Genomic DNA, 25,411 nt, shown 5'->3' with positions numbered 1-25,411 from the left:
AAAATACTCCGGGGGTCCGGGGGCAGCGCCCCCGGCCTCAGGCCCGTTATACGCGCATCGGCATAACGACATAGACCGCCGAGGTGTCATTGCCCTCGCGCATCAGCGTCGGATCGCCGGAAGAGTTGAACAGAAAGACCGCATTCTCACGATCCACCTGACCGGCGATCTCCAGCAGATATTTGGCGTTAAAGCCAATCTCCAGCCGCTCATCGGCATAGGCCACGATCAGCTCTTCCTCGGCTGCGCCCGAATCCGGCGCATTGACCGAAAGAACCAGACGGTCCTCCTCAATCGCCAGCTTCACCGCGCGCGAGCGCTCAGAGGACACCGTCGCCACCCGGTCCACCGCTTTCGCAAAGGCCTGGGCATCGACTTCCAGACGGCGGGTGTTCCCGGTCGGGATCACGCGGCTGTAGTCCGGGAAAGTGCCGTCGATCACCTTCGAGGTCAGCGTCAGGCTGGCATTCGAGAACCGCACCTTGGTCTCCGAGACCGAAACCTCAATCTCCGCCTCCCCCTCATCCAGAAGCTTGCGCAGCTCATTGACGGTCTTGCGCGGCACGATCACCCCGGGCATGCCCGCAGCCCCTTCGGGCAGCGGCGCGTCAATCCGCGCAAGGCGGTGACCATCGGTCGCCACACAGCGCAGCGCCGGACCCTCTTCGCCCTGGGCGGTGTGCATATAAACACCGTTCAGATAATAGCGGGTCTCTTCCGTCGAGATGGCGAATTTCGCCTTCTCAAAGAGACGGCGCAGCACCGAGGCCGGTGCGCGGAAGCTCGTCATATATTCCGAGCTGGCCATGACCGGGAAATCTTCCCGCGGCAGCGTCGCCAGACTAAAGCTTGAGCGCCCCGCCTGGATCTGCAACCGCCCCGAGACCGCATCATCGGTCAGCGTGACCAGCGCGCCATCGGGCAGCTTGCGCACGATCTCATGCAGCATAACCGCCGAAACCGTGGTCGCGCCCGGACGCTCCACCTGGGCCTCCGCCTTATCGACCACTTCAATATCCAGATCGGTGGCGCGGAACGACACGCCCGCATCCGCCGCTTCCACCAGCACGTTCGCAAGGATCGGGATGGTGTTGCGGCGTTCCACCACCGACTGTGCCTGAGCCACCGCTTTCAGAAGCGTCGCACGCTCGATGCTGAATCTCATCCGAACCCCCTGTTCCTGCCACGGCAAATGCCCTCATTTGCCGGGAGGAGCAAACTACCGGGAAACCCGCGCAATTCAAGAGGGCGCGGGAATTTTTGCGCAGGCTCCGCGCTTAAAGCATCCCCGGGATAACGCGGTCCGGCGGCCGGTGGCCATCGGCAAAGGTCTTGATATTCAGGATCACCTTCTCGCCCATCTCCACCCGGCCCTCCAGCGTGGCCGATCCCATATGCGGCAGCAGCACCACCTGCGACAGATCGCGCAACCCCGGCGTGATCTCATGGCCATGCTCATAGACATCAAGCCCGGCCCCGGCGATCTCTCCGGCCTTCAGCCCGCGCAAAAGCGCGTTCTCATCCATCACCTCCCCGCGCGAGGTGTTCACGATCACGGCCGAGGGCTTCAGCAGCTTCAGCCGCCGCGCATTGAGCAGATGAAAGGTCGAGGGCGTATGCGGGCAGTTCACTGAAATCACATCCATCCGCGCCAGCATCTGATCGAGGCTCTCCCAGTAAGTCGCCTCAACCGCGCCCTCCACCTCCGGGCGCAGGCGGCGGCGGTTGTGGTAATGGATCTGCATCCCAAAGGCCCGCGCGCGCCGCGCCACCGCCAGACCGACCTGCCCCATGCCAAGGATCCCCAGCCGCAGCCCCGAGATCCGCCGCCCCAGATGGGCCATCGGCGACCAGCCCTGCCAGTTGCCCGAGGCCATATCCTGCAACCCCTCCGGCAGGCGGCGCAGCACCCCGAGGATCAGCGCCAGGGTCATATCAGCCGTATCTTCCGACAGAACCCCCGGCGTATGCGAGACCACAATCCCGCGCTGCCGCGCCGTGGCCACGTCGATATGATCCACCCCTGCGCCATAGTTCGCAATCAGCCGCAGCTGCGGGCCGGCATGGGCCAGTAGGGCCGCGTCAATGCGGTCCGCCACGCAGGGCACCAGCACATCCGCCTCGCGCAGCGCAGCAGCCAGCTCTTCGCGGCTCATGGCCGCGTCGCCCTCACGCAACCGGACGTTGAAGAGTTCGCTCATGCGGGTCTCTACCGCCTCCGGCAAGCGCCGTGTCACCACCACATTCAGCTTTTTGCCCGCCATTGCCCGGTCCCTCCACTTCCAAACCGCCCGCTTCTTTGGCAAAGTGGCAAATGCCGGGACGACAGACAAGCTCTGCCGCGCGGCAGGCCGGATGCGGCGGCGAAAAGACCGCGCCCCGTTTTCACTCTCCGGGCCCCAGGGCCCCTGTGGACAGATATAAGAATGCGGCTGATCCTGATTGTGCTGACCCTGGCCGCTCTCACGACCCTGAGCCTGCTGCCCCCCCGCGCGGCACTGAGCCAGGAAGCGCCTGCCGGTGAGGGCGACAGCACCAGCGGCACCGCCGGAGAGGGGCCCGCCGCCCCGCTGCCCACCGCCCGTTCGGGGGCAAAAGACTGTCCGCCCGGCATCGGTTGTGTGACCCGCCGGGCGCTGCCGCGCTATGTCTCGCTGAAAGGCGCCGAAGCCCGGGCGCGGCGCGGACCCGGCTCGGATCACCGCGTCGACTGGATCTACCAGCGCCAGGGCCTGCCGCTGAAAGTCACCGCAGAATATGAAAACTGGCGCCGGGTTGAGGACAGCGAGGGCGCGGGCGGCTGGATGCATTTCGCGCTGCTGTCGAACAACCGCTCAGCGATGATCATGGCCGAAATGGCGGATATTTATGACGCCGCAGGCACCCATGGCAGCCTCACGGCCCGCGCACAACAGGGCGCGGTCGTGCGATTGCAGCAATGCGCCCCCGAATGGTGCCGCATCTCAGCCGAGGGCATCCGGGGCTGGGTCAAAAAGTCCGACATATGGGGGGTGGAGCCGGGCGAGGTTTTCGACTAATCCGCCCTGCCTGAGCCACTGACGGCCAAAGGTGTCCCGCCATGACTGAGCATCACCAACTGAACCTGCGGGCCGCCCGGGCGTCCGTCCTGGCAGCCACAGTGCTGATCCTCATCAAGATCGCCGCGCTGCTTTTGACCGACTCGCTGTCGATCGCGGCCTCGCTGGTCGATTCCGGCCTTGATCTGCTGATGAGCCTTGGCGCGATCACCGCGATCTTTTACGCCGCGCGCCCGCCGGATGAGGATCACGCCTTTGGCCATACCTCGGTCGAAGATCTGACGGCGCTGTTTCAGGCCCTGGTGCTGATCCTGTCTGCCATCGGCCTGACCTGGAGCGCGGTGCTGCGCTTTCAGGCCGAAGAGCCGCCGCAGCTGGCCGCCGAAGGCTGGGGCATTCTGGCCATGGCGCTCAGCATGGCGATCACCCTGGCGCTGGTCTGGTGGCAGGGCTATGTGGCGCGGCAGACCGGCAACCGGGTCATTGCCGCAGACCGGCTGCACTATATGGCCGATCTTCTGCCCGCCGCAGGCTCCATTCTGGCGCTGATCGCCTCAAAGCTCTGGGGGATCTGGCAGCTCGATGCGGTGATCGCGGTTCTGGCAGCGCTGGTCCTTCTGAAGGGCGCTGTCGGGATTGGCCGCGGGGCCTGGGATGCGCTGATGGACCGCCGCGCCGATCCTGAGATCATCGCCGGGATCAGCGCGATTGCCGACAGCTGGCCCGGGGTGATCTCCTGGCATGACCTGAAGACCCGCACCTCGGGCAGCCAGATCTTTGCGCAGCTTCATATTGAGCTCGATGGCCAGCTGCCGCTTTATGAGGCCCATGACATCGGTGCAGGCCTGCGCCGCGCGATCCGGCAGGCCTATCCGCAGGTCGACCTGATCATCCACAAAGACGTGGCCGGCCGCGACTGAGGCGGGCCTTTCGGTCCCGCGATCCAAAATCAGGTGCCTCCGCACATCTGCGCTCTCAGGTTGCGCCACCAGGGTCTGGGGCGCAGGGCAGCGCTGTTGCGGACGACCCGCCGGTTCATCCGCACCACCGGCGCGGGCGCGGCAGTGCAGCTCCGGCACCGGCCCGTTCAGGGGACAGCGGGGGGGGGCCACTTGCCTGCCCGCAGGATCACAATTCCCTCAATCCCGCCGACGCCCCCTTGCCATGGACGAGAGGGGCCGACATGCTGACACCCGCACAACAGGGAGGAGAAACCATGCCGTTGATGCGGTCCTGGGTAGCAAGCGCCAATACTGCGGAGACTGACTTTCCGCTGAACAATCTGCCCTGCGGCGTCTTCTCCACTCCGGCAACCGGGCTGCGCTGCGGTGTGGCGATTGGCGACCAGATCCTTGATATCACAGCGCTTGAGGCCGCGGGCCTTCTGAAGCTGGCGGAATCGCCGATCTTTGACGCGCCCTACTGGAACCCGCTGATGGAACTGGGTCCGGCGGCCTGGACGCGGTTTCGCATTCTGCTGCTGGGATTTCTGACCGAAGACGCGCCCGTGCGCGAGCAGGTGCGCTCTATGCTGGTGCCGCAGGCCTCGGCGCGGATGCATCTGCCCTTCCTCGTGGGGGAGCTGACGGATTTCTATTCGGGCCGCTATCATGCCGAGAATGTCAGCCGGATGTTCAAAGGCAAAACCCCGATGCTGACGCCGAACTGGGCGCAGATGCCGCTGGCCTATAATGGCCGCGCCTCGTCTGTGATCGTTTCAGGCACCGGGATCCGGCGGCCCAGGGGCCAGATCAAACCCTCAGGCCAGGACCGCTCGGTGCTGAGTGCCACGCGGCGCTTTGACTTTGAGCTGGAACTCGGCGCGGTGGTCGGTCAGCCTGCCGAAGGCCCGGTCTCGGTGGCGCAGGCCGATGAGATGATCTTTGGCTATGTGCTGCTGAACGACTGGTCGGCGCGGGATTTTCAGGCCTGGGAGGCCAATCCCATGGGCCCCTTCACCGCCAAGGCCACGGCCACCACCATCAGCCCCTGGATCGTGATGAAGGCCGCGCTGGAGAACTTCCGCCGCCCCGCGCCGGAGCGCCCTCAGCCGCTGCTGACCTATCTGCGCGAGCCGGGGCCGGTGTTTTACGACATCGATCTGGAAGTAGCGCTGCAGGCGGAGGGCTATCCGGAGAAGATCGTCTCCCGCACCAACAGCCAGCATCTTTACTACGCCTCCGCCCAGCAGATTACCCATCAGGCGATCAGCGGCGCGCCGACCTCTGTCGGCGATCTGATCGGCTCGGGCACCATTTCGGGGCCGGATGCGGGCAGCTATGGCTCGATGCTGGAACTGTCGCAGGGCGGCAAAGAGCCCTTCGAGATTGCCCCCGGCGTGACCCGGGGGTTTCTGGAAGACGGCGACAGCGTGATCCTGCGCGGCCATGCGCGCGGCGAGGGCTTCCGCATCGGCTTTGGCGAATGCCGTGGCAAAATGCTGCCCGCCCCGCCACTGCCCGACTGGGCGAGAGAGGTTTAAGCAAGCCCCAGACGTCGCAGAACGCCCTTCAGGCGCAATCGGCTGACCTCGGGGCCGGGCCAGGCGGTCTGGGCATACCAGACCGCAAACAGCATCGCCGCGGCATCGCGCCCCTTTGCCCCGCCACCAAGGCGCAAAGCGATCTCTGCCTCAACCCTTGCGCGCCAGCGGGCGGCGCGCTCGGGCTGCACACGGGCGGCGGGAAGTGCCGCGCCGTTCAGGTATTTGAGAAACTGCACCGCGCCTTTTGCGTCACGACCGGCTTCCAGCGACGCGCGGTCGGTCAGCACCTCAAGGCGCTGCCAGGCGGCTTCGCGGCTGTCGGCGATCATTGCCGTCACGGTGCCATGACGCTCGGCCAGCGAAGAGGCCGCAAGGCCCGCACGCTCAGCAATCGCGGCAAAGGTCACCGCCTTCTCCCCGCGGGTATCGAGAAGCGTCAACACCGCTTCAAAGACCACCTCATCGGGCACTTTCCTGGCACGACCCATTCCACTCGTCCTTCCCGCACCGTCTGCGCGGCGCTTAACGTTTCGCCCTTGGCGGGCGGGATTTATAAACCGGAAGCCGCCAGCCAAAGGCCATCGACCCCGCCCGCAGCGCGAAGACAACCACGCCGCAGCCAATCAGGGCTGAACCGCCCGGCAGGCTGCCCTCGGGGAGTTCGCGCAGCAAAAGCGCGGTGCCGCTGCCGGCAAAACAGCAGGTGACGTAAAGCTCACCCTGCTTCAGCACCAGAGGCACCTCATTGCAGACCACATCGCGCATAAGGCCGCCCATGCAGCCCGTCACCACGCCCATGACCAGCACGATCGGCCAGCTTTGCTCCATAGAGAGCGCCGCCCCCACACCTGCGGGAACCGCCACCGCAAGGGCCAGCGCATCCAGCCAGTCCAGCGCTTTGAGACGGCTTTCCAGCAGATGCGCCGTGAAAAACACCAGCACCGCCGCCGCAGAGGCCGCCCCCAGAAACTGCGGGGAGACCATCCAGAAGACATCGCGATTGAGCAGGACATCGCGCAAAGTGCCGCCGCCCACCGCCGTCAGACAGCCGAGAAACAGAAAGCCGATCACATCAAGCTGCGCCCGGCTGGCCGCCAGTGCGCCGGTCAGCGCAAAGATCACCACCGAGGCCAGATCCAGAACCCCAACCAGGGTCATGGCGTTTTTGCCGGCTTGAAGGGCGCCATGCCGGCGCGGGCCAGCTCATCGGCGCGTTCGTTCTCGGTATGGCCTGCGTGGCCTTTGATCCACTGCCAGGTGACCTGGTGGCGGGCCTGCGCGGCATCCAGCGCCTGCCAGAGATCGACGTTTTTCACCGGCTTGCGGTCAGCGGTCTTCCAGCCGTTCTTCTTCCAGCCGAAGATCCAGCCGGTCACACCGTTTTTCACATAGGCGGAATCGGTGACAACGGTGATCTCGCTCGGCCGCCCAAGCGCCTCCAGCGCCTGAATGGCGGCCATCAGCTCCATGCGGTTGTTGGTGGTATCAGGCTCGCCGCCCTGAAGGGTGCGCTCCCGGACCACTTCGCCATCGCGGCGCGCAAGCAGCAGCACACCCCAGCCACCCGGGCCGGGATTGCCCGAGCAGGCACCATCGGTATAGGCGAAAATCTGGGTCATGGGGCTCACCTGAAAACTGCAGCTTCCCCTTTAGCGCGAAAGCGCGGGCCTGCCCAGAGCGGGCGCCCGCGTCCGCCTGCCTCAGGTGCGAAAGCGCAACGTGATCGGGCGGCCCTCGCGGACCACCGAGACCGCCCAGGACCGGGTGCCCCGCCCGGCCTCAGCCTGTGCCGCCTGCTCTGCCGCCTCGGGGCTGCTGACCTCTCGGCCGTTGATGGCGACCAAAAGATCGCGTGGCCGCAGGCCCGCTTCCGCCGCCCAGCCCGCGACGGCCGAGACCACCACCGCCCCGGGCAGCGTGACCTGAAGTTTCATCTCTTCCTGAACCAGCGGATTAAGCCGCACCACCTCCAGCCCCTGAAGGGGCCCCGCGTCCCGGCCCAGACGGCGGGGATCGCGCGCAGGGCTGTCGGGCGGCAGGATCATTTCGACCTCGGCCTCAAGATCCTGCCCGCCGCGGCGGTAGACCACTTTCGCCCGCTCGCCGATGCCCAGCTCGGACATGCGGTAGATCATCTCCGCCGGGCCGTTCACCACATGCCCCTGCAGACTGCGCACCAGATCGCCCGAGCGCAGACCCGCCGCCGCAAAGGGACTGGCCGGGTGCAGCCCCGAGATCAGCACCCCTTCGGGATGACTGAGGCCCAGGCTTTCCGACAGCGTGCCATCCACCGCCTGCCCCGTCACCCCGGCCCAGGGGCGCATGAAGCGGTCCTTGCCCTCTGCCGCCTGAGCGACCACAGCGCGCACAAGGTTCGACGGAATCGCAAAGCCCACCCCGTTTGAGCCGCCCGACTGCGACAGGATCGCCGTATTGATCCCCACAAGCCGCCCCTGATGATCGACCAGCGCCCCGCCGGAGTTGCCGGGGTTGATCGCCGCATCGGTCTGCAGGAAATAGCCGCGCCCGTCGCCCACCGAGATCGCCGAGCGCGAGAGCGCAGAAATAATCCCCATGCTGACGGTCTGATCGAGACCGAAGGGATTGCCGATGGCCAGGACCAGATCCCCCACCTCAACCTCATCGCTGTCGCGCAGGGTGATCGCCGGAAGCCCCTCTGCCCCTTCCAGCCGCAGCACGGCCAGATCATTGTCCTGATCGGCCAGCACGACCCGGGCCCGCAGCTGTCGGCGGTCCTGCAGCAGCACCGTGATCTCCTGCGCGCCTTCGACGACATGGTAGTTCGACACCACCAGCCCCTCAACGCCCACGATCACACCTGAGCCCAGCGAGTTCTGCACCTCAGGGCGCGTGGCACCGAAATCGCGAAAGAGCCGCTCGAACATCGGGTCCCCCGCAAAGGGGCTGACGCGGCGCTCAACCACTTTGGTGGCATAGATGCTGACCACCGAAGGCGCGGCCACTTTGACGACCCCCGAGAAACTCAGCGCGATCTCGCCGCGTGTGGCGGGCACCTGCTGCGCCAGGGCGGGCCCCGCGGCCAGCGCCGCCATCAGAACTGCCGCCGACATCCGCCGGGCCAAATGCGCGTAAGCCATGCCACCTCCGGGAAAATTCATCCTGTCCGAAATATGGTGACGCAGCCCCGCCCCGACAAGCTCAGCCGTTCCGCTTTTGAAATGAGGCCCGTGCGTTGTGAGCGCCGGTGCCGCAGCCTGCCCCCCGGATTGCCTGAGCAGGCAAAACAAAAAGGCCCGCCGAAACCGGCGGGCCTTTTCAATCACTCAGGGCTTACGCCCGGTGATTATTCTTCAGCTTCGAACTCAGCTTCCAGACGGGCACGGTCGCCAGCGCCTTTGGCCGAGGTGTCGCGGTCAACGAACTCAATGATAGCCATCGGTGCCATGTCGCCGTAACGGAAGCCGGCTTTCATGATACGGATGTAGCCACCCTGACGCTCTTTGTAGCGCGGGCCGAGGATGTCAAAGAGACGCTCAAGGTGCTTGTCTTCTTTGAGAGCAGCACGTGCCTGACGACGGGCGTGCAGGTCGCCGCGTTTCGCGAGCGTGATCAGTTTTTCAACGATCGGACGCAGTTCTTTCGCTTTCGGCAGGGTGGTCTTGATCTGCTCGTGCTCGATCAGGGCGCCCGACATGTTCGCGAAGAGAGCTTTGCGGTGCTCGTGGGTACGGTTAAGGCGACGGTAGCCGCGTGCGTGACGCATGGGTCTTCTCCAGTGCTATTCTACTTTGTAGAGCCCGAACTGCGTAGGTTCCGGCATCATTGGGGCACCATGCCCATAAGTTCCCGGCCAGCGCCGGCATTTATAAAGGGGGCGTGTAGACACGCCCCCCTCAAAAGTCAAGCAATGCGGATCAGAACTGATCTTCGAAACGCTTTGCCAGATCTTCGATGTTTTCCGGCGGCCAGTCTTCGACTTCCATACCCAGGTGCAGCTGCATATTCGCGAGAACTTCTTTGATCTCGTTGAGCGACTTGCGGCCGAAGTTCGGGGTGCGGAGCATCTCGGCTTCGGTTTTCTGGATAAGATCGCCGATATAGACGATGTTGTCGTTCTTGAGGCAGTTGGCCGAACGGACCGACAGCTCAAGCTCGTCAACCTTCTTCAGCAGCAGCGGGTTGAACTCAAGACCGGTGTCGATCTCGCCCGCTTTTGCCGATTCCGGCTCTTCGAAGTTCACGAAGATCGACAGCTGGTCCTGAAGGATGCGCGCAGCATAGGCCACTGCATCATCCGGGGTCAGCGAACCGTCGGTTTCGATTTTCATGGTCAGCTTGTCGTAGTCCAGAACCTGACCTTCGCGGGTCGGGGTGACTTCGTAGCTGACTTTCTTGACCGGCGAATAGATCGCATCGATCGGGATCAGACCGATCGGGGCATCTTCCGGACGGTTCTTATCCGCCGAAACATAGCCTTTGCCGGTATTCACGGTCAGTTCCATGAACACATCCGCGCCGTCATCAAGGTGGCAGATGACGTGGTCTTTGTTCAGGATGGTGACGCCACCGACTTCGGTGATGTCGCCGGCGGTCACAACGCCCGGACCTTTTGCCGAAATCGAGAGGCGCTTCGGCCCTTCGATATCCATGCGCAGGGCAACGCCCTTCAGGTTCAGAACGATATCGGTGACGTCTTCACGCACACCGGCAACCGAGGAGAATTCGTGCAGAACGTTGTCAATCTGAACGCTCGTGATGGCCGCGCCCTGAAGCGACGACATCAGAATGCGACGCAGAGCGTTGCCGAGTGTCAGACCAAAGCCACGCTCCAGCGGCTCGGCGATGACGGTTGCGACGCGCGATGCGTCGACACCCGGCTTGACCTCGAGCTGTTGCGGCTTGATCAGTTCCTGCCAGTTCTTGTGGATCATGCGATGCGCCTCCATTCCTGTCTGTCGTCCATGTCCCTAAACGACAGACGCCCGAGGGTCGTAAAATACGTGCAGGCCGCGCCCGGGGGCACGGCCTTGTGATGCTGTTCGCGGCTCAGACGCGGCGACGCTTCGGCGGACGGCAGCCGTTGTGCGCGATCGGGGTGACATCACGGATCGAGGTGATGTTGAAACCGACAGCAGCCAGGGCGCGCAGTGCCGATTCACGACCCGAACCCGGGCCCTGAACTTCGACTTCCAGCGTTTTCACGCCGTGTTCCTGAGCTTTTTTACCAGCGTCCTCAGCAGCCATCTGGGCAGCGTAAGGGGTCGATTTACGCGAACCCTTGAAACCCATGGTGCCAGCCGACGACCAGGAAATCGCATTGCCCTGAACGTCGGAGATGAGGATTTTGGTGTTGTTGAACGAAGAGTTCACATGGGCGACGCCCGATGCGATATTCTTACGCTCTTTTTTCTTACCAGCGCGGGCTTTGGTATCACGTGCCATGTTTCAGCGCTCCCTTACTTCTTCTTGCCGGCGATCGGCTTCGCAGGGCCCTTACGGGTGCGAGCGTTGGTATGGGTACGCTGACCGCGAACCGGGAGGTTCTTACGGTGACGCAGGCCACGGTAGCAGCCAAGGTCCATCAGACGCTTGATGTTGGTCGAAACTTCACGACGCAGGTCGCCTTCAACGGTGAAGGTCGCGTCGATGTGCTCGCGGATTGCGAGAACTTCGGCGTCCGACAGCTCGTTGACGCGGCGGGTGCGGTCGATACCCACAGCTTCGCAGATCTGCTCAGCAACCTGAGCACCGATACCGTGGATATACTGCAGCGCGATCGGTACGCGTTTTGCAGTCGGGATGTTGACGCCAGCAATACGTGCCATGCGCAAGTCCTTTCGTTGCGGTTCCGTTATGCCAGAACCTTTTTTCACAACGCATAACCCAGAGTTACGGGAACAAGGGGCAGTATGCATCGCATCGAGGTGATTCGTCCGGTCCGGAAACCAGACAATGATTCCCATAGGGAGGCTGATCCCTATGGGGTTTTACAGGCACCGTCAAGCTGTGGCAGGGGCCTCAGCGGTCAAGGATGCCGGCAATCGCTTGCGAGACCGAATCCATTTCGGCCAGGCCGTCAACACCGCTCAGCTGATCTTTGGCATAGTAATAGCCGATCAGCGGCGAGGTCTTCTTATAATATTCCATCAGGCGGGTTTTCAGCGCATCGGCGGTGTCATCAGCACGACGGGTCATCTTGTGACCGCCGCAGACATCGCAGGTGCCCTCAACCTTGGTCGGCTTGGTCTCATCGTGATAGACCGCACCGCAGTCGCCGCAGGTATAGCGGCCGGTGATGCGGGCAACGAGTGCTGCATCATCAACCTGCATCTCGATCACGGCATCAAGCGCCTGGCCCATCTTCGCCATCAGGCGCCCCAGTGCATCTGCCTGAGGCAGCGTGCGCGGGAAGCCGTCGAAGATGAAACCACCGCCCTGTGCGCCGGCGAGCTTTTCCTCGATGAGACCGATCACGATCTCATCGGTGACCAGCTCACCACGCTCCATGACTTCGGCAACGCGCTTGCCCATCTCCGTGCCGCTGGTTTTCGCGGCGCGAAGCATGTCACCGGTCGAGAGCTGCACCATGCCGCGCTCTTCCTCAAGTCGCTTCGCCTGGGTTCCCTTCCCTGCGCCCGGCGGCCCGAGGAGAATGATATTCGGCATGGTTCAGTGCTCCCTAACTCAGCGGCGGGCCGGCGCGCGATTCCCGCGCTTTTTACCGGACAGACGGCTCTTTTCGATCAGGCCCTCATATTGATGGGCCAGCAGATGGCTTTGCACCTGGTTGATGGTGTCCATCGTTACCGAGACCACAATCAGAACGGAAGTCCCACCAAAGTAGAAGGGCACCGACAGCTGGTTGCGCAGAATCTCAGGCAGCAGACAGACCGCGACCAGATAGGCAGACCCCAGAACCAGCACGCGGGTGACCACGTAGTTCAGGTAATCTTCGGTCTTCTTACCAGGGCGGATGCCAGGAATAAAGCCGGTCTGGTTCTTCAGATTCTCTGCCACTTCCTCGGTCTTGAACGACACGTTGAAGGTGTAGAAGTAGCTGAAGAAGACGATCATCAGCGCGAAGAACACCAGGTAAAGCGGCTGACCCGGGCCAAAATAGGCAAGGATCGTTGACATGACCGGGCCGGTATTGCCGCCCGAGAAGGTCGAGACAGTGACCGGCAGCAGCAGCAGCGAGGAGGCAAAGATCGCCGGGATAACGCCCGCCGGGTTGACTTTGATCGGCAGGTGCGACGATCCGCCGTCATAGACCTTCATGCCCACCTGACGGCGGGGATACTGGATGTGGATCTTGCGCAAAGCGCGCTCCACAAAGACCACAGCCGCGATCACAGCCACAACCATCACCAGGATGCCGATGATGACCGCGGGGTGAATCACGCCCGACCAGCCCTGCGAGAAGAACTGTGCCAGCGCGCCCGGGATCTCTGCGACGATACCGACGAAGATGATCAGCGAGATGCCGTTGCCGATGCCGCGCTGCGTGATCTGCTCACCCAGCCACATCAGGAACATGGTGCCGCCGACCAGGGTAATGACGGCCGCAATGCGGAAGAACATGCCCGGATCATGGGCCAGATCCCCGGCCTCAAGCGAGATGGCGATGCCCCAGGCCTGGAAGACCGCCAGAATCACCGTACCGAAACGGGTGTACTGGTTCAGCTTCTTACGGCCGGCCTCGCCTTCCTTCTTCAGCTGCTCCCAGGGCTTATACATCGCCCCGACCAGCTGCACGATGATCGACGCCGAAATATAGGGCATAATCCCCAGGGCGAAGATCCCCATCCGGCTGATAGCACCGCCGGTAAACATATTAAGCATGCCACCGATGCCGGTCGCCGCCTGATCCATAAACTCTTTTAGAGCAAAGGCATCAATGCCGGGCACCGGGATATAGGTGCCAAGGCGGTAAACGATCAGCAGGCCGATGGTAAAGAAGATACGCTGGCGCAGGTCGGTCGCTTTACCGAGCGCCCCCCAACTCAGGTTGGCCGCCATTTGCTCTGCAGCAGATGCCATGTCCGGTCTCTTTCATGAAAGCGCCGCCGAACCGTTTCCCGGTCGGCGGCGCTGGAAAACTTGAGCAGATTTAAGCGCGACTTACCGCGCCTGCAACCGCTTATTCAGCCGAAGCAGCTTTCACCGTCAGGGTGATCTTGCCACCAGCCTTCTCAACCGCCTCGACTGCTGCTGCCGAAGCACCTGCAACAACCAGGTTCAGCGCCGTGGTGATCTCGCCTTTGGCGAGGATACGGATGCCGTCACGCTTGTGCGAGGTCAGGCCTGCTGCAACCAGTGCGTCCTCGTTGATCTCAGCAGCAGCCGACAGCTTGCCTGCTTCGACGAACTTCTGGATGAGGCCCAGGTTGACGACAGCGAATTCTTTACGGTTCGGCTTGGTGAAGCCGCGCTTCGGCAGGCGACGGTAGAGCGGCATCTGGCCGCCTTCGTAGCCATTCAGCGCAACGCCCGAACGCGATTTCTGACCTTTGATACCACGGCCGGCCATTTTGCCTTTGCCCGAACCAGGACCGCGTGCAACGCGTTTCTGTTTCTTTGCTGCGCCGTCGTTATCACGAAGTTCGTGAAGTTTCATGTCGCTCTCCTTGCCGGAAACCCCCGTCAGCGACGGATGGGGACACTCGGCCTGTCAAAAATAAACCCTGCCCGAAGACAGGTCCGCTGCCTTTATACCCGAAAGCACTTGGGTTCAAGGTGATTCCCCCCTGCCCGGGGCGGGAGGCGGCGGCAGAACCCTGTCCTGCCACGCCGTGATCAGAGGTCGAAGAAATCCGCAACCGAGTCGATTGCAAAGTCCTGCACGTCCTCATTGGCGGCAACCGCGCCAACAGCACTCATGCAGCCCGACATCAGGCAGGCGGCGGTCAGGAGAGCGGCAAGGGTAAATCGCTTGGACATAAGGATAATTCCGGTATTTTCAGGAATTACCTGCCAGACATTCGGGCGCGGGATTTGTCAATGCACCCATAGGCTGTATTCGCGATTTTGTCTCGCCTTTGTGCAAAAACGACCGGTCCTCTGCGCGCAGAGGCCAAAAAAAACAGCCCGAAAGCAGAAGCTTTCGGGCTGCGAACTCGTTACTTAACCAAAGTCAGGAATCAGATATCGATGCCCGATTTACCCGGCGCGAGGATGCCTTTCGGATCCAGCGCGCGCTTCAAAGTGCGGTTGATGTTGCGCTGAGCTTCACCAAAGGTATCCGCGACCTGATCCATGAAGGCGTTGTTCACGCGGTACACGGCGTAGCCTTTTTCAGCGAACTTCTCGATCAGCTCTTTGAAGCAGTCGTAAGCGCGCTTGGTCTCTTCTTCGTTCGACTTGTCGAAGAGAACGTCGATGATGTGGTGCATGTCGCGCATACCCACGATGTATTCACCAACGTAGTCGAAGCCGTATTTGTTCAGAATTTCGGTTGCCAGTTTGGTCTGGTCAAGCGTTTCCGAACCTTTGGCCACGGTCACCGGAGCGAACCACATCGAGCCACCGCCCTGGCCGCGGTCATCGCGCCAGCGGTAGAGACCGAATTCCTGCATGGTCATGTAACCACGCATCAGGTCTGCACGATATTGGAAGGGCTGGGTGCCGGCGTGATCTTCTTCGGTGATCAGACGGCCTTTGCCGTGACCCTCGACGACCGCTTTCACCAGGTTCCAGTTGACTTCAACCTGCTCTTTGGTGCCGTAAAGCGCCGCATAGACGTTCCAGGCGCCAAGGCCCTCTTTCTCGCGGATCTCCTGGATCACCTCCTGCGGGGTGTGGCCTTCACCGTCGAAATATTTGCGGCGCGAGATGATCGGCGCTGCTTCATAAAGGGTGTTGGCATAGACGATCGCGTTCGGGATCGTGTTCGACAGACGCAGCGGACGCAGCAGGTCGACGATCTCTTCGATGTCTTCATCATTGTCATAGATGATGCCGAAGGGCTTATAGACCGGCGGCTTCGGCATCAGCCAGATGCCCATCTTGGTGCAGATGCCGTAGTTCGACTGGGTGAAGATTCCGTCGAGATACGGGCCATAGCCCCATTTGAACACCTGCCATGCGGTGGTGCCTTCAACGCCGCCCATGCCGGTGCGCAGAACCTGACCATCGGCCAGAACGACTTCCATGCCGCACTGCATCATGAAGTGCTCGCCGTAGGGGGTATAGCCCACGCCGCGGTCCATGGTGTTGCCGACCGGACCTGCGATGGCGGAAGGCGCCGGGCAGGACAGGTAGAACGGCAGGTCGTTTTCCTGCAGGTAGTCAAAGAGCTGCTGGTAGGTCACGCCCGGCTCCAGCAGAGCGGTGCCCAGCTCGCGGTCGACCGAGATGATCTTGTTCATATGCTTCAGATCAAGCACAACGGTGCCGCGCTTTGACACGCCATAGGTGCCGTAGCCGAAGTTACGACCGGTCGAAACGGTCCAGACCGGAACGTTGAACTCGTTACAGATCTTGACGACTTCCTGGACCTGCTCAACGGTGGTTGCCTGAACCACTGCCGACATTTTGTAGAGGTCGTCATCGACCGGCATCATGGTCTTGAAGTAGGGGGTCAGACGCTCTTCCGAGGTCAGAACGTTTTCCACGCCGAGGACGGTTTCAAAAGCAGCAACGGCTTTCGCGAAGTTTTCCTGGCTCACGCCTTCCGGCAGCGCGACGAACTCACGATCGCTCATTCTTATTCCCCTTTGTAGATGTTTTTCGCCATGTAATCAGCGATTTCGACGATCGTCGCATCGCTGATGTGCGAAGCAGAGAAGGCAGGCATGGCGAGGTGACCGTTGCGCACGAAGTGCTTCAGCGTATCCGCGTCATATTCGATCTGCGACAGATCCGGGCCGACAGACTGGTCGGTCTTGCCGTCAACGGTGGTGTGGCAGCGGGCGCAGACTTTGTCCCAGGCGTCTTTGCCATCCGCAAAGTAGTTGCGGTCGTCCAGACGCTCGGTGATGGTCTCGGCAACGGCGGCCTGCGCCGAAAGCGCCACGGCAGCCACGGCTGCAAGGCGAAGCATGGTAGCTTTCATCAGATCACACTCCGGTGGAGATCAGGCGGTAGTCGGCATGACCGGCGGCCGCAGAGATTTGGGTTGCCTGAACGCCGACACGGGTACGCGCCACGTCAAACAGCACAGCATCTGCCGCATCGAGCGACAGGCGCAGGGTCGAGCCCGCATTTTGGGTAAGTGCGGCCTCAAGGGCGCGCACATCGGCCAGACGGTCGCCGCTCAGCACAAGGTGCGAGGCACCCTGCAGAGCCGGAGCCATGGGGCGGGCGGGGCTTGCAATGCTGATCAGGCTGTCACCGGCAGATGCAGCGAAACCCGCACCGGCGAAGGACAGCGCCGCCATGGCACCACCGCTTGAAATCATAAAACCGCGTCTCGTAATCATACAGCCTCCGCATGTAAGCCGCGCAGCAGGGTAAACCAACCAGTCCGCACGAAAGCGACTTTCGGCGGCGGGATCCTGGTATGGCAATCGGGCAGGATCGGGGACGGCACTTCGCCCGCGCCAGGAAAACACCAGGGCTGCGAATGGGGTTCCCGATACCGGAGAGCGCCTCCGGTGGCGGCGGCTTTGGCAGAGCGGATCTGGTGTGTCAACGAAAGCTGCGGACCCCATGCAACCGCAGCACAGACCCGCCGCAATGCAGCATCGGGCGCGAAACAGTCAGAGGGACGCGCGGGCAAAATCGGGCTCGAAAAGGCCGCTCTGCGGGCGTTTTTCGGGACCGCTGAAACGGGCTTTCGCGCCCCAGTGTAGCAAGATGCTGAAAAATAAGGCAATCCCTGCCCGCGACACCCTGCGACAAGTTGACAGCTTGAGTCTGAGGCCCCTGAACGGTGTGCAGCCGTATACCGAAGTGCTGTGCGGGCCTTAATAAAGTGACTTCATTTTGACTGTGCGCCCGCAGCGAAGCCGGTGGACAGATTGTCGCAGGCAGCCCCCGGGCCGGGTTCCAGACCCCAGGCGGAATGTTTCCAGGGCTTTCTTCACTTCCCTGTGACAAAACCGGAAGCCTGTCAGATTCCCCGGGTCTTTCTCCCTGAGGATGCAGGCGTCCGATCGGCCGCCTGCATCAGACCGTCACAGCGTGCGCAGCAGCGCCTTTATCAGCGCCTGACGCGGCGCGATGGAGGAGAGAAGTCCGTGCTCCTGCAGCGTATGCGCCCCGTCGCCATCGATCCCCAGCCCGTCCAGCGTCGGCACCCCCAGCGCGGCGGTAAAATTGCCGTCCGAGCCGCCGCCGGTCATCGGCACATCTTCCAGCAGATAGCCGATCTCTGCGGCCAGCGCCCTGGCGTGATCAAAAAGCGCCGCCACATCGGGGGTCTTCTCATAGGGCGGGCGGTTCATGCCGCCGCGGATCCGCAGGGCGGTGTCCGGCGTGCGAGGGGTCAGCGCCAGCACCCGGCGCACCAGATCTTCCCCCGCCGCAAGGCTGGAGACCCGGCCGTCGATTTTCAGGCTGGCGAACTGCGGCACCACATTGGTGACCGTGCCGCCCTTCAGCTGCCCCACATTGATCGTGGTCCCGGCTTCATAATCGGTCATCCCCTCCAGGGTGAGCACCTGATGCGCCGCTTCGCGCAGCGCAGAGCGGCCGAGGGCGTGATTCACCCCGGCATGGGCGGCGCGGCCTTCGATCTCCATCTCAAACGAGGCCGTGCCCTTGCGGGCGGTGACGATTTTACCGCCATGACGCGCAGGCTCGGTGATCAGCGCGGCGCGGGCGCCTTTGGCCGCAGCCTCAATCAGCGCGCGGCTGGTCGGAGAGCCGATCTCTTCATCTGCGGTAAAGATAAAGGTGACCGGCCGGGTCAGCAGCCCCTCGGCCAGGGCCTCGCGGAAGGCCTGAAGCGCCATCCAGGCACCGGCTTTCATATCATAAAGACCGGGGCCGTAGAATTTGTCGCCCTCAATGCGCAGCGGCAGCGGGCCGTTGATCGTGCCTTTGGGATGCACCGTATCAAGATGCGAGAGCACCAGAATCGGGGCCTGCCCGGTCTGTGGCCCGGCCCGCAGCACCAGATGATCACCCAGACCTTCTCGTCCGGCGATCCGCTCTGTTGCGATGCCCTGGCCTGCGACTTCCGCCGCCACCAGATCCATCATCGCATTCACCCCGGCGCTGTCCTGGCTCTGGCTCTCCTGCCGGACCCAGGTGCTGATCGCCTCTGCCGCTGATGTCATTCTTTTGCCCCTGTCGATGTCTTTATTATATTTAAAAAAGCGGCGCCCCCGACCCGGGGACACCGCTTCAAAGCGTTACCGACCCGCCTGCGGGGCGCGGGCAGATCGCTGCCACTCCCCGCGCGGATGCATCAGGATTTTACGCGGCAGAGCGCACAGACCTTATTGCCCGAAGGATCACGCAGATAGGCCAGCCACAGCCCTTTGCCGCGATCACCGGGCGGATCTTCAATGGCGGTGCCGCCATGCGCCAGACCGGCGGCATGCCAGGCCTTCACCTCCTCAGGCGAGCTGGCCGCAAAGCCGATGGTGCCGCCGTTTGCGCCGCTGGCCGCTTCGCCATTGATCGGGCGGCTGACACCAAAGGTGCCGGTTGCGGTGCGGTAGAACAGACGCCCTTTCGGATCGGTCACCCCTTCAGCCACCCCAAGCGTCCCGAGGGTTGCATCATAAAAACGCTTCGCCGCGTCCATATCACTGGTGCCGACAAAAATATGGCTGAACATCGCTGCCTCTTCCCTCTTTGTGCGCGCGTCAGGACTGCCCTGAGGCGCGGTGCCCGCGCGCCTCGCGCCCGCGACCGGCCCAGAATGGCGGCGCGGCAGCGGGCGTCAACCCCCGGCTGACAGATCACAACTCCGCACGGCGGGGAGCCGGTTTTCCGGCTTCGTGTTACATGGCTGTTACAAAGGTTTTACACAAAGGCAAAAAAGGCGCGAAAAGCCGCAGTCCTGGCCTTAAATACCTGCAGAATCCGGTGGCCAGCTGTCACAAAACCCGGCAAAAGCACCCCCGGACAACACACGAGGGCACCGTGGCTGAACATGATTTTGAACCGCGCCACCTGGAGACGCTGGACCGCGATCTGGGTCGCTTTTCCGCGCTCGAGCGCGCGTCGGGCTATATCGCCCGGCCGCTGGTCGCGCCGGGGATCGCATTGGTCTTCATTCTGCTCTCGGGTCTCGCAGCCGCGCTGATTTTCGGGCAGAGCTCGACCACGCTGATCGTGGCCTGCGCGGCTGCCATCGGGGCCTATATGGCGCTGAACATCGGTGCCAATGACGTCGCCAACAACATGGGCCCGGCGGTGGGTGCCAATGCACTCAGCATGGGCGGCGCGATCCTGATCGCTGCGATCTTTGAAACGGCGGGAGCGCTGATCGCCGGCGGCGATGTGGTCGACACGATCTCAAAAGGCATCGTGGCCCCGGAAAGCATCGCGGCGAGCGGTGAATTTGTCTGGGTCATGATGGCCGCGCTGCTGGCCTCGGCGCTCTGGGTGAACGTCGCGACCTATATCGGCGCGCCGGTCTCCACCACCCATGCGGTGGTCGGGGGTGTGCTCGGTTCAGGCATGATCGCAGCGGGCATGGCTTCGGTGAACTGGGCCATGATGGGCCAGATCGTGGCCAGCTGGGTGATTTCGCCTGCCCTGGGTGCGGCGGCCGCTGCGGGCTTCCTGTGGTTCATCAAAGCGCGCATCATCTACCGCGACGATAAGATCGCCGCCGCGCGGACCTGGGTGCCGGTTCTGATCGGCGTGATGTCGGGCACCTTTGCCGCCTATCTGGCGCTGAAGGGTCTGAACAACGTTATCAAGATCACCATGGGCACCGCTCTGCTGATCGGTCTGGGTGTGGGGATCGGCACCTGGCTGGTGATGATCCCGGTGATCCGTCGTCAGTCTGAAGGCCTTGAGAACCGCAACAAATCGCTGAAAGTGCTCTTTGCAATTCCGCTGGTCGTCTCTGCTGCGCTGCTCAGCTTTGCGCATGGCGCAAACGACGTCGCCAATGCCGTGGGCCCGCTGGCTGCGATCGTTGAGGCCACCTCCGGCAATGTCGGCGGCGCGGTGAGTGTGCCGCTCTGGGTCATGGTGATCGGTGCCTTCGGGATCTCCTTTGGCCTGTTGCTCTTTGGCCCGCATATGATCCGCATGGTCGGCCAGCAGATCACCAAGCTGAACCCGATGCGCGCCTATTGCGTCTCGCTCTCGGCTGCGATCACCGTGATCATCGCGTCGTGGTTCGGCATGCCGGTCAGCTCGACCCATATCGCCATCGGCGCGATCTTCGGCGTTGGCTTCTTCCGCGAGTGGGACGCCGAGCGCCGCCTGAAGACCCAGCTGCGCGAGGCCGAAGTCCCCGCCCTGCCCCCCGAAGAGCGCAGCCGCCGCAAGCTGGTCCGCCGCAACCACGTCCTCGCCATTGGCGCGGCCTGGGTGGTGACGGTCCCGGCGACGGGTATCCTGTCGGCGCTGATCTTCCTGATCATCCGCTTCTTCGACTGATCCGGAGAGACCGGACGTTCAAGCCGCCCGACCCCTCAGGTCCGGGCGGCTTTTGCCTGTCTGACGCCCGGAGCGCGCGACAACAAAACGGCTGGCCCGATCTTCCGGTGCCTCCGGCACGACCCGAAGCTTTGCGGCAGCACCCCGGCGACGAGGGCGGCCGCCATCCGTAATACTCTCTCAGTCGGACATAAGCCTGTGCTCAGGAACAGTCTGAAGCCTGGCAGCTGATGCTGACCTGTCCGGTCAAAAAGGGGGGCCGGTTCCCCCGCCTCACAGCCATGCGGGCAGTCGCATTCATAATTCAGGGAGCACCAAAGGCGCTCGATGAACGCGCTATCTTTCGTGAGGCCATTGCCAGGCACCTGTGTCGGCCATGAAGATCCCGGTATCGGCGCGCGTCAGCCCCGCCGTCCAGGCGAAGGAGCTGAACGGCGCACTCTGGTCTGCACTCATGATCCTGGTTGCCCCGAAGCGGTGAATGGCTTCATTTAACGCCTCGTCGCAGCAGTGGCCTCCCTTCAGCACGATCCCCGGATCCGTGGAGGTCCATGGCCCCCCGCCACGCCCGTCCTTTGCGGGGAACCAGTCCTTTATGGCCCGAAGCCAGAGAGCTGAGCATTCTCCGCCATTGGCCCCGGGGCCATAGCGAGGGCGCCTCATTGCCATGCAGGTGATCTCTGCGCACCACACCTGGCCCGGGCGTTCGACCGGCACCGGATGGCGACCGATCCGGTGCCCTTCCCTGACCTGCGGATGTCGGTTTTTTGCCAGATCGGCATCACTCTTATCAGCCGCCGGATCCGCTTCAGGTTCAGGCCCTGCCCGACCCTGGGGCTTGCGCGGCACCACAGAGACCACAGCCCCGCAGATTTCGCAGATGCCCGTTCATCTGCCGGACATCGCAAAAGCGGGTGTCGAGCAACCGGCGGCCTCAGGCCAGGGTGGCATCCGGTCTCTCCCGCAGGCTCCTGGCAGAACGACGGGTATGAGACAGACGGCACTGCGCCCCGAGCGCCTGCCGCGAGTGGCCCCCTTCGATCCTGCCCCGCCGCAGCTGCCAATCCGCGGCCTGAGCTTCCCGGCACTCAATCCCTCGCGACCGCCTTCATCATCAGGCGCGAACAGATGGCGCATTGATGGCTGAGGCGGGCTCCTCACATGCAGCGGCCGAACCGCTTCGTCCTCAACTTCCGCTGCCGGCATATACAGCTTCGCCCCCGAAAATCCGCAGCCCCGTCGAGCGACGCATTCCTTCACTGATGGATAATCGCGCTTTGCAGGCCGCGGAGGATACTGGCTTTCAAACAATGCGATCGCCTTTCACGGCTTCCGCGGCCCCTGCGCCCCGAAATCCGCCTCATCGTCACTGCCCTTTTACATTTGCTTCCCTCACTCCCGGGGACCGGGCAAACGTCAGTTTCTTTAAAACCGCCCTTTGCGGCCTTCCGCCAGTGAAGCCACCGCACCAATGCGCATACACCTGTAATAGTCATTATTTGATCATAAAGGTAACAACAGGCATGCCATTTTTCCTATGCGACCGCCCCCTCTCCATCAGCCACCATAAGCACGTTTGAGTGCAGAATGCGCGCCTTACCGCACATTGCCCCCTAATGACCTCCCTCAGACAGCGGCGGGACTTCGTCGCAGGTCTTGATAACAGCACAGCCTCCGCGGGTCGCTCAGCTGAGGTCGGCAGCCTGCGCGCCAAGACAGAGGCGGCGAATATTGCTCATGCCTCACCGACGGCTCAAAGCCCTGCGACGAGCCGTCCTCAGCGCTAAGCACGTTTCCAACGATCCGCGCATATGCCTGCCAGGCGTGATCTGCGGAAGATCACTCACAAGCCATCAAAACCCGGTCGCAGCGACGGCGAACTGCCCTCCCGACGCCCATGGGAAGCGCCAAAGACAACCATACTGCCGCCAGCATGAGCCTCAGAGGGTGCCCGGTCTCAGTTTCCTTCACCAGCAAGGACAACCCGTATCTCAAGCCGAATGAGCTGCGATGCCTGGGCAGGGCATATCAACGGGCGAATTGTTGAATAAATCCCCTCTGAACACCAATATTTATACACTAATGTAATTGTCTTTATATTAATATAATGAGCACATATTACATTTAAGCTATTTCTTCAATACTTCGCGCCACCGATGTGCCGAAGAGAACCGCCCTTCTTTTCATCACACGTCTGCGCCTGTGAAGGTCTGCGCGTTTGCTTTGCGGCGCTCTGACCGCTTCTGCATGCCCAGATCCTGCACATGCCGGAGATCGAACGATGCAAGGAGACAGTCGCGCTTCCCTGACCGGATCCCGTACAAAGTGAGAGCATAGCTCCTGGAAGTCTCACCCCCGGAGCACAGAGCCGCTTCGCCTGGCCCCGGCAAAATCGGACAGTGCAGCATTGGGGGGATCGCACAGCTCTGCGGGTTACTCCTCAGCGCAAAACGAATGCTGCCACGCATAAGCAACCGGCGCGTGTCATTTGCACGCGCGCCCGCCTGCCAAAAGCGCTCAACTCATGCTATCACCACCAGGATGAACCTGCCTGAGTGCGGCTCCTGCAGGGGGCCCCCTCCGGCAAACCCCTTATTGTCGAAGCCCGGAAGTCATGGCAGGAAGCTCCGGGCGCCGGTCGGCCCGCAGCCTTGCCTGACAGGATACGGATATGATCACCCGCTCTTTGCAGACCGTTCCCCTTCTCGCCGCACTCCTTTGCCCCGGTAATGCGGCCTTTGCAGGGCTGACTGCAGAGGGGCTCTGGCACGACTGGAAGGCCTCAGCCGAACGGGCCGGGCTTACTTTGCAGGCGGAAGGTCATCACCTGAAGGATGGCGCGCTGCAGCTCACAGGTCTTTCGCTGGGGGTGAGCAACGGGGCCCGGCTGCAATTGTCACAGATTGAGCTCACTTCAAAACCCGATGGCAGCGTTGAGATACGCCCCGGCACACTTTCCCTGCGCGGTCTGGACAGTCTCGACGCGGCGCTTCCGCAACTCAACCATAGCGGGCTGAGCGTGACCGCGACGGAGCCTGCGGCAGGCGGAATCCGCTACAGCTATCAGGCGGCAGAATTTTCTCTGTCTTACGACGTGACAATCGGCCCTGCCGATACCGGGCGCGCTGCCCAAAGCCGGGTTGCTCTGACCGGACTGCGGGGCAGTTTCAGCGACCGCCCCGGCGCGCTGCACCACTATGCCCTTGATCTTAAGGCCAGCCGTTTTCTCAGCGAGATGCGCCTGACCGGCGCAGGGACGAAGGCCACAACACCGCCGCTCAGCCGCTCGGACACCGAAGGGCTGGCGTTGCGCGGAGAGCTGATTTTGCCGCAAAGCGTTCTCCCCGGCAGCATTGTCGACGCCGCTTCCTTCCGCGCCGCGCTGATGGCCGGCCTGAGCGTCAGCTTTGACGCCGCTCAGGGCATCACCCTGGGAGAGGGCCGCGATGACGCCTTCCCGCTGCCCTATGCCATGGCCTTGCGAAGCGAGCCGGCAAGCGGGCGGATCGCGCTGTCGAAAGCCGCCCTCAGCCTCAGCGTTGAAAGTGCTGCGCTGGATTTTCACATCACCACGCCCCTCGGCCCCGCGCCGATGGACGTCAGTTTTGGCGGAGCGCGCTTTGCGCTGACTTTGCCCGCCACCGCCCGTGACACTGCCGCACCCTATGGGCTGAAGATCGGCGTGCAGGATCTGAGCATGTCAGAAACGGCCTGGGCCGTCTTTGACAGCGGTCGCGTTTTACTCCGTGATCCATTGCAACTTGACCTCGATCTGAATGGAAAAATGCGCTTTGACCTGGCCACCGCAACTTCCGGGCAGGCTGAGGCCGGCGACCCTGACGACTTTATACGGCCTGAGACCCTTACACTTCGTAAAGCGCTCCTTTCGGTCGCGGGCGCGCGCTTTGAGGCAGAGGGCGCCTTTCGCTTTGATGCTGCAGCCCGCACTCTTTCGCCCGTCGGTCAGGCCCATATCGCGATGAGTGGGGTAGAGCGGCTGATACGGGCGCTGACGACACTTGGCGTGTTGGCGCAGGAAAATTCCGGGATCGCCACGGGGATGCTGCGCAGCTTCACGAAGCCTGGACCCGGTGTGGACAGCTGGATCAGCGCCATTAAGACCTTGCCTGATGGGAGTGTCACGCTGAACGGCGAGCGCATGAGATAGGCAAGGCAGATCCGTGACGTGTTTGATCCCACGGTTTGATGGTGCGATCCTTTCGAAGGAATGGAAGGAAGCTCTGGGGGAGGAATTCGTCATAAAAACGCCACGACCACGCAGGCCGTGCGAGGTGCTGTAATGAGGGCTTGCCCGTCATCGGTTCAACGGCAGTGAACCGCGCCGGGTTTGCCGGAGGCTGATTAGGGTTAGTTACGCGGCCATGGGCTCAGT

The 25,411-nt window shown here is 62.6% G+C and carries 24 protein-coding genes; 5 read left to right on the top strand and 19 right to left on the bottom strand.

Features of this window, described 5'->3' with window-relative positions; translation table 11 throughout:
* Nucleotides 1–46: 46 nt before the first annotated feature.
* Together dnaN and EG244_RS17215 are read right to left on the bottom strand one after the other, a co-directional pair.
* Complete coding sequence (gene dnaN / locus EG244_RS17220) at nucleotides 47–1,165, bottom strand: DNA polymerase III subunit beta (protein WP_124966417.1); 1,119 nt, start codon at nucleotides 1,163–1,165, stop codon at nucleotides 47–49.
* Nucleotides 1,166–1,277: 112 nt separating this feature from the next.
* Nucleotides 1,278–2,264, bottom strand: a complete 987-nt coding sequence (locus tag EG244_RS17215) for a 2-hydroxyacid dehydrogenase (RefSeq protein ID WP_124966416.1) — start codon at nucleotides 2,262–2,264, stop codon at nucleotides 1,278–1,280.
* 162 nt (nucleotides 2,265–2,426) lie between these two features.
* On the opposite strand from EG244_RS17215, the gene EG244_RS17210 reads away from it, so the two are divergent.
* The 3 genes from EG244_RS17210 (at nucleotide 2,427) to fahA (ending at nucleotide 5,520) form a co-directional block, all read left to right on the top strand.
* Entirely contained in the window at nucleotides 2,427–3,038 is a 612-nt protein-coding gene (locus tag EG244_RS17210; protein ID WP_124966415.1) for an SH3 domain-containing protein, read from the top strand.
* Between the two features lie 41 nt (nucleotides 3,039–3,079).
* Nucleotides 3,080–3,958: a cation diffusion facilitator family transporter gene (locus EG244_RS17205; protein ID WP_124966414.1), complete on the top strand. Its 879-nt coding sequence runs from the start codon at nucleotides 3,080–3,082 to the stop codon at nucleotides 3,956–3,958.
* A gap of 296 nt (nucleotides 3,959–4,254) precedes the next feature.
* Nucleotides 4,255–5,520 (top strand): fumarylacetoacetase, encoded by a 1,266-nt coding sequence (gene fahA / locus EG244_RS17200; protein ID WP_124966413.1) that lies wholly within the window; start codon nucleotides 4,255–4,257, stop codon nucleotides 5,518–5,520.
* Here fahA and EG244_RS17195 read toward each other — a convergent pair.
* The 17 genes from EG244_RS17195 to EG244_RS17120 all read right to left on the bottom strand — a co-directional run bounded on the left by EG244_RS17195 (nucleotide 5,517) and on the right by EG244_RS17120 (nucleotide 19,234).
* A complete protein-coding gene (locus EG244_RS17195) occupies nucleotides 5,517–6,011 on the bottom strand; it encodes a hypothetical protein (protein WP_124966412.1) in 495 nt (164 codons plus the stop codon). The two genes, fahA and EG244_RS17195, sit on opposite strands and share 4 nt — an antisense overlap.
* A 34-nt stretch (nucleotides 6,012–6,045) precedes the next feature.
* Nucleotides 6,046–6,681 (bottom strand): trimeric intracellular cation channel family protein, encoded by a 636-nt coding sequence (locus EG244_RS17190; RefSeq protein ID WP_124966411.1) that lies wholly within the window; start codon nucleotides 6,679–6,681, stop codon nucleotides 6,046–6,048.
* Nucleotides 6,678–7,142 (bottom strand): ribonuclease HI, encoded by a 465-nt coding sequence (rnhA, locus tag EG244_RS17185; RefSeq protein ID WP_124966410.1) that lies wholly within the window; start codon nucleotides 7,140–7,142, stop codon nucleotides 6,678–6,680. Before rnhA ends, EG244_RS17190 begins: the two co-directional genes overlap by 4 nt.
* An 81-nt stretch (nucleotides 7,143–7,223) precedes the next feature.
* Nucleotides 7,224–8,642, bottom strand: a complete 1,419-nt coding sequence (locus EG244_RS17180; protein WP_124966409.1) for a trypsin-like peptidase domain-containing protein — start codon at nucleotides 8,640–8,642, stop codon at nucleotides 7,224–7,226.
* A gap of 206 nt (nucleotides 8,643–8,848) precedes the next feature.
* On the bottom strand, nucleotides 8,849–9,268 hold the full coding sequence (gene rplQ, locus EG244_RS17175; RefSeq protein ID WP_124966408.1) for a 50S ribosomal protein L17: 420 nt from the start codon (nucleotides 9,266–9,268) through the stop codon (nucleotides 8,849–8,851).
* Between the two features lie 151 nt (nucleotides 9,269–9,419).
* Nucleotides 9,420–10,436: a DNA-directed RNA polymerase subunit alpha gene (locus tag EG244_RS17170; protein WP_124966407.1), complete on the bottom strand. Its 1,017-nt coding sequence runs from the start codon at nucleotides 10,434–10,436 to the stop codon at nucleotides 9,420–9,422.
* A gap of 115 nt (nucleotides 10,437–10,551) precedes the next feature.
* Complete coding sequence (gene rpsK / locus EG244_RS17165) at nucleotides 10,552–10,947, bottom strand: 30S ribosomal protein S11 (protein WP_124966406.1); 396 nt, start codon at nucleotides 10,945–10,947, stop codon at nucleotides 10,552–10,554.
* Nucleotides 10,948–10,961: 14 nt separating this feature from the next.
* Nucleotides 10,962–11,330 carry a 30S ribosomal protein S13 gene (rpsM, locus tag EG244_RS17160; RefSeq protein ID WP_124966405.1) on the bottom strand — a complete coding sequence of 123 codons (369 nt, stop codon included), beginning with the start codon at nucleotides 11,328–11,330 and terminating at the stop codon, nucleotides 10,962–10,964.
* A gap of 193 nt (nucleotides 11,331–11,523) precedes the next feature.
* Entirely contained in the window at nucleotides 11,524–12,171 is a 648-nt protein-coding gene (locus EG244_RS17155) for an adenylate kinase (protein WP_124966404.1), read from the bottom strand.
* Nucleotides 12,172–12,189: 18 nt separating this feature from the next.
* Nucleotides 12,190–13,545, bottom strand: coding sequence for a preprotein translocase subunit SecY (gene secY, locus EG244_RS17150; RefSeq protein WP_124966403.1), 1,356 nt, complete (start codon nucleotides 13,543–13,545; stop codon nucleotides 12,190–12,192).
* A 100-nt stretch (nucleotides 13,546–13,645) separates the two neighbouring features.
* Nucleotides 13,646–14,122, bottom strand: a complete 477-nt coding sequence (gene rplO, locus EG244_RS17145; protein ID WP_124966402.1) for a 50S ribosomal protein L15 — start codon at nucleotides 14,120–14,122, stop codon at nucleotides 13,646–13,648.
* 179 nt (nucleotides 14,123–14,301) lie between these two features.
* The gene (locus EG244_RS20505) at nucleotides 14,302–14,445 is read right to left on the bottom strand and encodes a hypothetical protein (RefSeq protein ID WP_158617346.1); all 144 of its coding nucleotides are present in this window, start codon (nucleotides 14,443–14,445) and stop codon (nucleotides 14,302–14,304) included.
* A 200-nt stretch (nucleotides 14,446–14,645) separates the two neighbouring features.
* On the bottom strand, nucleotides 14,646–16,208 hold the full coding sequence (locus EG244_RS17140) for an FAD-binding oxidoreductase (RefSeq protein WP_124966401.1): 1,563 nt from the start codon (nucleotides 16,206–16,208) through the stop codon (nucleotides 14,646–14,648).
* A gap of 2 nt (nucleotides 16,209–16,210) precedes the next feature.
* Nucleotides 16,211–16,558, bottom strand: a complete 348-nt coding sequence (locus EG244_RS17135; RefSeq protein WP_124966400.1) for a c-type cytochrome — start codon at nucleotides 16,556–16,558, stop codon at nucleotides 16,211–16,213.
* A 4-nt stretch (nucleotides 16,559–16,562) separates the two neighbouring features.
* Nucleotides 16,563–16,925 carry a hypothetical protein gene (locus EG244_RS17130; RefSeq protein ID WP_124966399.1) on the bottom strand — a complete coding sequence of 121 codons (363 nt, stop codon included), beginning with the start codon at nucleotides 16,923–16,925 and terminating at the stop codon, nucleotides 16,563–16,565.
* A 696-nt stretch (nucleotides 16,926–17,621) separates the two neighbouring features.
* Nucleotides 17,622–18,728 (bottom strand): M20 family metallopeptidase, encoded by a 1,107-nt coding sequence (locus EG244_RS17125; protein WP_124966398.1) that lies wholly within the window; start codon nucleotides 18,726–18,728, stop codon nucleotides 17,622–17,624.
* A gap of 131 nt (nucleotides 18,729–18,859) precedes the next feature.
* A complete protein-coding gene (locus EG244_RS17120; protein ID WP_124966397.1) occupies nucleotides 18,860–19,234 on the bottom strand; it encodes a VOC family protein in 375 nt (124 codons plus the stop codon).
* 308 nt (nucleotides 19,235–19,542) lie between these two features.
* On the opposite strand from EG244_RS17120, the gene EG244_RS17115 reads away from it, so the two are divergent.
* Nucleotides 19,543–21,018: an inorganic phosphate transporter gene (locus tag EG244_RS17115; protein WP_124966396.1), complete on the top strand. Its 1,476-nt coding sequence runs from the start codon at nucleotides 19,543–19,545 to the stop codon at nucleotides 21,016–21,018.
* A 2,671-nt stretch (nucleotides 21,019–23,689) separates the two neighbouring features.
* Entirely contained in the window at nucleotides 23,690–25,186 is a 1,497-nt protein-coding gene (locus tag EG244_RS17110; RefSeq protein ID WP_124966395.1) for a DUF2125 domain-containing protein, read from the top strand.
* The last annotated feature ends 225 nt before the right edge of the window (nucleotides 25,187–25,411 follow it).

The sequence above is a fragment of the Falsigemmobacter faecalis genome, from assembly GCF_003863335.1.
In the GTDB taxonomy this organism is placed as follows: Bacteria; Pseudomonadota; Alphaproteobacteria; order Rhodobacterales; family Rhodobacteraceae; genus Wagnerdoeblera; species Wagnerdoeblera faecalis.
The sequence above is the reverse complement of the archived record's forward strand: the minus strand, read 5'-3'. Positions and strand labels throughout refer to the sequence as shown.